Source organism: Streptomyces sp. NPDC015127 (assembly GCF_043080095.1).
In the GTDB taxonomy this organism is placed as follows: domain Bacteria; phylum Actinomycetota; class Actinomycetes; order Streptomycetales; family Streptomycetaceae; genus Streptomyces.
This window is the reverse complement of record NZ_JBIBVE010000072.1, coordinates 1-4,787: the sequence shown is the minus strand read 5'-3', so window position 1 is coordinate 4,787 and position 4,787 is coordinate 1. Positions and strand designations below refer to the sequence as shown.

The window sequence follows — 4,787 nt, the reverse complement described above, 5'->3', positions numbered from 1 at the left end:
CACGACACACCGAGAGGCCATCCACTGCCTCAAGCGCAACACCGCACGGGACATCCACCGGCTTCGCCACCCCGACCCCCCAACCAGCCGCGCGGAGGCCGCGACACCTACTTGATATCCATAGGGGGCATCAACGCCATACCGGCAGATCCGGTTCCCATACATCGACGTGGGGCGCAGGCGACCGCCCCACCGCGCCTGGCTGTTCTGTTGAGGAGCATTGAGCGGTGGACAGCCTGGTCGGGCTTGGCTCGCAGGGGGAGCGGTTCGGCCCGCCATCTGGAGTCGCCGGTGCCGGGGATGTGTCAGGGCTTGACGGTGCCAAGGGTGACCGGCAGTGAAAGCGGGCCGAATGTAAAGAGCGACGGCGAGTAGGGGATGTCGTCCGGGTCGATGGCGAGGGTGAGCTCCGGCAGCCGCCGGTACAGCGCCGAGAGCGCCAACCGGGCCTCCAGCCGAGCCAGTGACGCGCCGATGCAGTACCGCGGGCCGTGGCCGAAGCTAAGGTGTCCGCTCCGTTCCCGGGTGATGTCGAACCGGTCCGCGCTCTCGCCGTACTCCGCCGTGTCAATGCCGCTCGCCTGGTAGACCACGCCGACCGCCTGGCCCTTGGGGATGTGCACCCCGGCGATGGTCACGTCCTCCGCGGTGAAGCGGAAGCCGGGAATCATCACCGGATGGCGGTAGCGCAGGGTTTCCTCGACCACATCAGCCCACCGGCCCTCAGCGTTGGCCAGTTCAAATTGATCGGGATTCTGAGCTAGCGCCACAATGGCGTGGCCGAGCAGATGGACGGTGGTCTCGTGGCCGGCGACGAGCATCAGCCACAACACACCGACCAGCTCGTCGGTGGTGAGCCTGTCACTCTCGTCACGGACCTGGACCAGGCTGGAAGTGAGGTCGTCGCCAGGCTCCCGCCGCCTGCACTCCACCAGTTCGTGCAAGTACGCCTGAAGGGCGTTCTGCGTCGCGAACGCCTCCTCCGGCGGAGTGGTGTGCGCCAGCAACGCGGCGGTCCAGTCGCGCATCTGGTGCCGTTCCTCGGCTGGCACGCCGAACAGCTCACAGATCACCCACATCGGCAGCGCCTCGGTAAAAGCGGGAACCAGATCGACGCCGTCACCTGCGGCTATCACGCCGTCGAGCAGGCCGTCCACGATCTGCTGTAGGCGCGGCTCCAGCGCTTGTACCCGTGCGGGCGTGAATGCCTTACTGATCAGGCCGCGTAGTCGCCTGTAGTCGCCACCGTCCTTGGTGGCCAGGTGATCGCCTTCGACGATAGCGCGCAGCGGCCAGTCCTCAGGGATCGATCCGTCGTGCAGGGCAGGCCAGTGCTTGGGATCTCGCAGGAAGGTCTTGTTGTCCCTGGCGAGGATCTCCCGCACGGCCTGGTGGGTCAGTGCCAGGTAGGCGGGGACGCCCCCGGGGAACTCCACTGCGACGACGGGGGTAATCTCCCGCAGCCGAATGCAGGTGTCGAGCGGCATCTCGTCTCGGGCAGGGAAGGAAGGTAGGTTCGTTGCCATTGGGCCTCATTGGGAGGTGCGGGTGGTGACTGGAGTGCCGGTCGGTGGTCATGCCAGATCGTGGCGGCGAAGGCGAGGATGTGTTGGGCGACTTGGAAACCACTCACTGCTTCGAAGTTGCGGCCGCCCGGTTGCCATAGGTGCCCATCTCTGGGGCTGAAGGGGCTTGCTGAGTAATGGGGGATTGAACGAGGGTTGTGGAGTAGCGGAAGGAGAGCGGGGCGCTCGATGGAAGGTGACCCTCGAGTAGCTCGCAGCCCGAGGGCTGACGGCGGCACTGATGATGCGTCGCGGCTCAGCACGCTCACCTCAGTACTGGCGTCAGCAGCAGCTTGTTCGGGCGGAGCATGACGCCCACGCGCGGCGCGTCATTCGACCCAGCCACCTGCTGCAAGCGGAACTTCGTCGCCAGAGCCGCCGTGATGAGGGTCAGCTGCGCCATCGAGAAGTGGTCGGCAGGGCACTTGCGGTTGCCCACACTGAACGGGCTCATGGCGTACTTCGGCACGTCCTTGGCCCGTTCCGGAAGCCACCGGTCTGGATCGAACCCCACGTTGTCTGCGAACGACCGCCCATCACGCTGGATCGCGTACGGGCTATACACGATGTCCGCCCCGGCCGGAATACGATAGCCACCGAGCTCGGTGTCGGTGACCGCCCGTCGCGTCAATATCCAAACGGCGGCCCCCAAACGCATCGTCTCAAAGACGACATTGTTGGTGTGCGTGAGCTTCCGGACGTCCTCAAATCCCACGGGCCGACCACCGGTCACGGATTCGACCTCGGCCCGCACTCGGTCCGCGTGTTCCGGGTGGTCCGCGAGCATCTGTAGCAGCCACATGACCGCGGAGGCCACGGTTTCGCCGGGGGTGAGTATCGCGACGACCTGGTCGTGGATCTCCTGCTCCCCGATGGGTCCGCCATTCTCATCCCTCGCCTCCAGCAATGCTGTCAGCAAATCGTCCGGCCTTCGGCCGGATGCGCGGCGCTCGGCGATGATCTCGTCGACGAGGAGATGCAAGTCCGCCAGCGCACGGTTGAATTCACGGTTGGCGGGCAGGGGCAGCCGGTACAGCGGCCCCAACTGGAGCACCATCCGCCGGTACATGCCGCGGAAGACAATGGCGAGCGCGGTGCACAGCCGCTCCGCTCGTTCGTCCAGATACTCGCCGCGCAGCAGGCAGCGGGCCGAGATGCGCACCGCGACACGGAAGGACTCCGAGGTGCAATCGATGGTCTCCCCGGGCTTCCAACGCTCGGCCAGGGCGTGCGCCTCCTCCTCCATGATCGGCCCATATGCGGGGATGGCGTCGGGCCGGAAGGCGGGCTGGATGCTGCGCCGCTGGCGACGGTGTCGCGGACCGTTGGCCGTGGCCACTCCCTCCTTGCCGAGCAGACCCTCCAAGGACTCCCACAGCGGGCCGGCGATGATGTACTCGGGGCTCAGCGCCAGCGCTGCCGTGAGGGCTGGCGTGGTGACGGCATATACCGTCTTCGGGCCGAGCCTGAGGCGGACGACGTCGCCGTGGCCGCGCAGCCGGGACATAAAGGCCAGCGGGTCGCGGACCAGTTTCAGGCCGTGGCCGAGGACTGGGACCGCGCCACCGGCCAAGGGTGGCTCAGGCAGCGCCGTGTGGGGCGCGGCTTCGGGCTTCACTGACTCGAGGTTCATTTCTCACCTGCGGCTTCGTTGTTGACGTACGGGGGCGTGGCGCGGTCGTCCCAGCTGTCGACCCTGTACCGTCCGGATTCATGGTGAAACCAGTAGACGGAACTGAACCAGTTCCGCATATTTCCGATACATGCCCGTACGGCTGCACCAAGTTCCGTACCTTGTATCGTGCCGTCCTCTAGTTCGTCCGCAAACCGAAGCCCTTCGCGTTCCGCGATGAGGAACTCGTTGACGCATTCCTCGACCCGTCGCCGGACTTCCGAGACCGCTTCATCCAGGGTCATTCCCTCGTGCCTTATGAGACTGATCCCAAAGTTGTGCACCTCGTCGCCTGCAATTTCCTTGGGCAGTGAACACAGATCGTTGTACCAAGCGGCAAATTCCTGGCTGAGCAGTGCCGGACGCCGATACGCGGGGTGTTTCCGCACGGCATCCGGAAGTTCACAGCCCGCGGACGTCTCCAGAAGGTCGGTCCAGATCCAGTGCGCGAAGGTGAGCCGGCGCAGTGCGAGGTATTCCTGCACTGTTGGCACGACGCCCTCGGTGCGGTTGCGGAACTCCTGGTCGTACGCCTCGATCACCGCGTGGAAGTGCCGGGCGAAGCGGGCATTCCATGTCGCCGGCAGGAAGGAGTACAGTCGCAGCACGCTGTCTGCGAACGATGCGACCAGGGGATCCTGGTGGTACAGATTGCCCTGGGGCGAGTCGAGGGCCATGTGCAGCGCGTTCTTGAGCCGGGACCAGGCGGCGGACCTGCCGTGCACAACGTCGCGGTCGTGGCGATCGTCCCAGACGAAGAACCAAGCACTGTAGTCAGCTATCGCCTGGAGGACATCGTCAGGGGCACCGACGTAATACCCCGCCATGAGGTCGGTGTAGCGCAGGCCGTCGGCGAATTTCTCCACCTTGTTCGCAGGCATGAGTCGCATTTCCAGCAGCCAGGAGCGTGTCTTCTCCTGCAGTGTGGGCCAATACGGGTGAAGGCGCCTCGGAAATGAGGCCTCGATGACCGGGAGGGCGAGTGAGGACGGGACCGTAACCGCCGGCGACGTGGAGCTATGAGGGAAAGCTGCCATAACGAACCTTTTCAATATATCCCCGAATTCTAAAGATACGTGCTGTCCGCTCAGATCAGAGTCGCTCCCAACAGTGAGCCGATGCTGAGCGCCCAGCAACGCCAGATACATTCCGGCCTTCCGGAATAGCCAGAAGAGGCGGCGCCCCGTTGTCACGGGCGGGCGGCCACGATTCGGATGCCTCGGATCCGACAATCTCGATCGGTCTTCCGGCACGGGCTGGCCTTGCCTCACCGGTGCAATATTCGCAGTCTGCTGCCTTGCCTAGGCGGAGGACTGTGTTGGTTTCAGGGGGCCTAGGTCAGGCCTTGGCGAACCATAAGGTGACTGATCCCAGAATTGCCAAGCGCATACTCACTGCTCATGAGTAATTGATACTCAATAGGGCCTTAGGGCCTCCACTGATCGGCGCGGGGGATTGAATGCTCAGGGCAGACGACACTGGCAATCCTCCGTCGTACTGGGGTCACCGGTACCCGGGGAGATCATCTCCCACTGTGTACGGTTGCTTCT

Annotated in this window: 3 protein-coding genes; all 3 read right to left on the bottom strand. The window is 64.6% G+C overall.

All coding sequences use genetic code 11. The annotated features are described in order from the left end of the window. Nucleotides 1-305: 305 nt before the first annotated feature. On the bottom strand, nt 306-1,526 hold the full coding sequence (locus ACF08N_RS37750; protein ID WP_392329228.1) for a cytochrome P450: 1,221 nt from the start codon (nt 1,524-1,526) through the stop codon (nt 306-308). A 304-nt stretch (nt 1,527-1,830) separates the two neighbouring features. After that, the gene (locus tag ACF08N_RS37745) at nt 1,831-3,198 is read right to left on the bottom strand and encodes a cytochrome P450 (RefSeq protein ID WP_392329227.1); all 1,368 of its coding nucleotides are present in this window, start codon (nt 3,196-3,198) and stop codon (nt 1,831-1,833) included. Continuing rightward, the gene (gene cyc1 / locus ACF08N_RS37740) at nt 3,195-4,274 is read right to left on the bottom strand and encodes an epi-isozizaene synthase (protein ID WP_392329226.1); all 1,080 of its coding nucleotides are present in this window, start codon (nt 4,272-4,274) and stop codon (nt 3,195-3,197) included. Before cyc1 ends, ACF08N_RS37745 begins: the two co-directional genes overlap by 4 nt. Nucleotides 4,275-4,787: the final 513 nt, after the last annotated feature.